This is a genomic window from Streptomyces sp. WELS2 (assembly GCF_013870595.1).
Lineage (GTDB): Bacteria > Actinomycetota > Actinomycetes > Streptomycetales > Streptomycetaceae > Streptomyces.
The window spans coordinates 1-3,312 of the sequence record NZ_JACBWZ010000701.1 but is presented as its reverse complement, the minus strand read 5'-3'; the positions used below and the strand labels follow the sequence as shown (position 1 = coordinate 3,312).

Annotated in this window: 2 protein-coding genes and 1 pseudogene; all 3 read right to left on the bottom strand. The window is 73.4% G+C overall.

Annotated features, from left to right (window positions below):
- Window positions 1-946: pseudogene (locus tag H5J33_RS28375) on the bottom strand (hypothetical protein); the annotation flags it as partial.
- Between the two features lie 61 nt (window positions 947-1,007).
- The gene (locus H5J33_RS28370; RefSeq protein WP_181797686.1) at window positions 1,008-1,886 is read right to left on the bottom strand and encodes a hypothetical protein; all 879 of its coding nucleotides are present in this window, start codon (window positions 1,884-1,886) and stop codon (window positions 1,008-1,010) included.
- Between the two features lie 31 nt (window positions 1,887-1,917).
- Window positions 1,918-3,312 (bottom strand): hypothetical protein (locus H5J33_RS28365; protein WP_181797685.1); only part of this gene is annotated, 1,395 nt, incomplete at its 5' end.

Genomic DNA, 3,312 nt, shown 5'->3' with positions numbered 1-3,312 from the left:
TCAACCGCCTTCGTTCACGCGGGTGTTGATACGGGCGATCTCGGCCACCCACTGCCTCGACCGAGCCGGCGGTGAAGTCCCGTTCGGCGATCAGCTCGGCGCGCCGGCCGAGCTTGTTGCCGAAGCCGCTGACGAGGTCGGCGAGGCCGTCGGTGTCGCGGGTGTCGGTGACGGCGCGCAGCAGCAGGTCGGTGAAGTCGGAGTCCTTCTTGACCGCGAAGAGGCCGGCCGCCTCGCCCTCGTCGGCGTTCATCTCGCGCTGGTAGCGGAAGAGTTCGGGGTCCAGGCCGAGGTCGCCGAGGTGCTCGGTCCAGCGCTCGTGGATCTCCTCCCAGTGCACCTCCAGGTGCGGGTAGGCCTTGCCGGCCTCCATGAGGGCGTCGCGGAATCCCTTCATGGTGCGGCGGCGGCCGTGCGCGCCGGAGGTGCCCTCGGCGGGCGGCCGTACGGCGGTGGCCTCGGCGACGGGCAGGCTGTCCAGGCTGAGGCCGGGGCCGGGGCGGAAGGAGTACCAGGCCTCGGCGAACTTGCGCGGGTCGTTGGAGACCTGCCGTCCGCGCCACTCGCTGACCTTGCCGACGACCACGCACTCGCCGGTCTGCACGTGCTGCCATTCCAGGGCCACGTGGCCGCAGTCGTCGGCGAGCAGGAACTTGCGCAGCACACCGGAGCTGGCCCCGCCGAGGGTGTTGCGGTGGCCCGGCAGCATCACCGAGAAGATCAGCTTGAGCAGGACGGACTTGCCGCCGCCGTTCTCCAGGAACAGCACGCCCGCGGGCGCGGGCCGGCGCGGCGGGCCGGACGGCTCCTCCTCGAAGAACTCCGCCTGCGTGGGCGCCGGGTCGGGCACGGGCTCGCCGACACCCCGCAGGTCAAGCACGGTGTCGGCGTAGCGCGCACCGGCGGGACCGATGGAGTAGAGGCGGACCCGGGACAGCTCGTACATGGCGGACTCTCGTCAGTGTTCTTGCGGTGGAGGGGGTGCGGGGTTGTGCGGTGCGGGGTGTTCAGGAGTGGAACGGCAGCCCGGCGTCGGCCACCAGGTCCAGGTCGTCGGTGTCCTCGGCGGGCAGCAGGGTGGCCGTGCCGTCGGTGACCGGGACGACGCCCAGCTCGGACAGTTCGGCCAGGGCGGCGTTGCCGGCCATGTCGCGGACCTGGAGCTGGTAGCGGGCGGTGGTGCGGTAGGTGCCGCCGTTGTCGTCGCCGGTGCGCTGCAGGAAGCCGGAGTCGGTGAGGAAGGCCAGGGCCTTGGCGACGATGCCGGTGGTGGAGGCGGCGGGGCGGCGGGCGTCCTTGGTGGCGCCGGTGGCGCTGCGCCGGGCCCAGATCCGCCAGGCGGCCTCCAGGCCGGGCGCGTCGGTGGCCGGGTCGGTGTTCTCGCCGCGCTCCTCGGCGCGCTCCTCCAGACGGCGGCAGGCCTGCCGGACGAAGGCGTCGACGCCGTTGACGCTGACCCGGCCGATGTAGGAGTCGTCGGCGAGGTCCTCGGGGCGCGGGAACGCCAGCGCGGCGACGGCGAGGTGGGCGAGGCCGTGCAGGAAGCGGTCGGCGGAGTCGGCGGCGGCGCGGCGCGCGTAGTCGCCCATGCGGACGGCGAAGACCGAGTCCTCGGCGGCGGTGACGGCCATGCCCGCGCGCGGGGACACCTCCAGCACGACGAGTCCCAGTCCGGCGGCGACGGCGTCGGCGAGCCGGGCGAAGGCCGGGTCCTCGCGGTAGCGGCGCAGCAGTTCGGTGTACTCCTGGTCGCGGGCGGGCGCCAGTTTGGGCTGGAGCCCGAAGGCGACGAGCCGCGCCGCGTCGGCGGCGTCGGCGGGGGTGACGGCGGTGGACGCCGGCGGGGCGGGTGTCTCCGCCTCGCTCCACTCGACGTGCTCGGTCACGGGCTGGGCTCCTTGTCGCGGTGGTGCTCGGTCATGCTGCTTCCGTCCGGTCGGCCGCCATCCCGGCGGCGTCCAGCAGGGCCGTCCCCACGATGAGGTCGGCCCCGCCGAATTCGGGATCGTCCAGCTCGGTCCCGTCGTCGACGGCGAACAGCAGCTTCTCCTCGCCCTGCCGGTAGGCGGTGCCGACGGCGGGGCTGGCCGCGTGGACGGCCAGCAGCGCCACCAGGTAGGCGAGGTCGGGGTCGCCGGTGCGGCGGGCCTCGGCGAGCAGCCCGGACAGCCTTCTGGGCGCGTCCGGCGGCAGGTCCAGCAGCTGCGTCGCCGCGGCGAGCTGTTCCTCGCTGAACCGGCTGTCGTCGGGCGTGGCGATCAGGTCCGGCTCGGGCATCTCCGCGCCCAGGTGCTCCCGTTCCACCGGCGGGGTCAGCAGGATGTCGACGAGGTCGCCGACCCGGACGGACACCGGGGTGCGCGGTCCGGTGCCGCGCGCGAAGAACGCGTCGGTGACCCGGATCGCCTGCTCCAGCGGCAACGGCAGGACGGGGGCGACGAGATGGCCGTACAGGTCTATCCCGGACGCCGCCGCCGGGGTGGCGAAGGCCTGCCGGTCCTGTTCGGCGCGGAACAGCGGACCGGCCTCCAGCAGGCGCGACTGGAGCTGGGTGTGGCGCCGGATGCAGTCCTTGACGATGTCGACCAGCTCGGCGGCGCGGCGCTTGTGCTCGGGCTCCTCGGTCTCGTCGCGGGCCTTGCGGATGTTGGTGAGGATGGCGTTCTCGTGGCGGTAGCGCTCGGCCACGTGGTCCAGGGCCTCGGCGATCATGTCGGGGACGGTGTTGAGCCAGTCGACCGCGCGGACGTTGCGCCGGGTGGCCTCCAGGGCGCGGCGCAGCGTCTCGGAGTACTGCACCGTGCGGTAGCGGGCCTGTTCGGCGGCGAGCTGGGCGTCGGCGAGCCGTCCTCGGCTGATCAGCACCTCCAGCTTGACCTCGGCGGCGATCTGGGCGCTGGTGACGTCCGTGTCGAGGGCGCCGACCAGGACGTTGACCGCCTCGTCGGTGGTGCGCAGGTAGACCGTGCCGCCGGGGCCGGGGACCTCCTCGAGGAGCTTGAAGTCGTAGTCGCGGCGGACGTACGTGCCGTCCGGCGCGAAGGTGCCGTAGACCGCGCGGAAGCCGCGGTCCACACTGCCGACGTTGATCAGGTTCTCCAGGACCCAGCGGGCCACGCGCTCGTGTTCGGCGGTGGGCCGGTGCGGTGCCTGGGCGGCGATGCGCGGGATCAGCCGGGCGACGACCTGTTCGTGGTCGGCGCCCGTGTCGAAGTCCATGTTCAGCGTGACCAGGTCGATGGCGGCCAGGGCCACCTCGGCCATCCCGTACACCGAGTACTCGCCGGCCAGGTTGGCCTTGCGCGCGTCCAG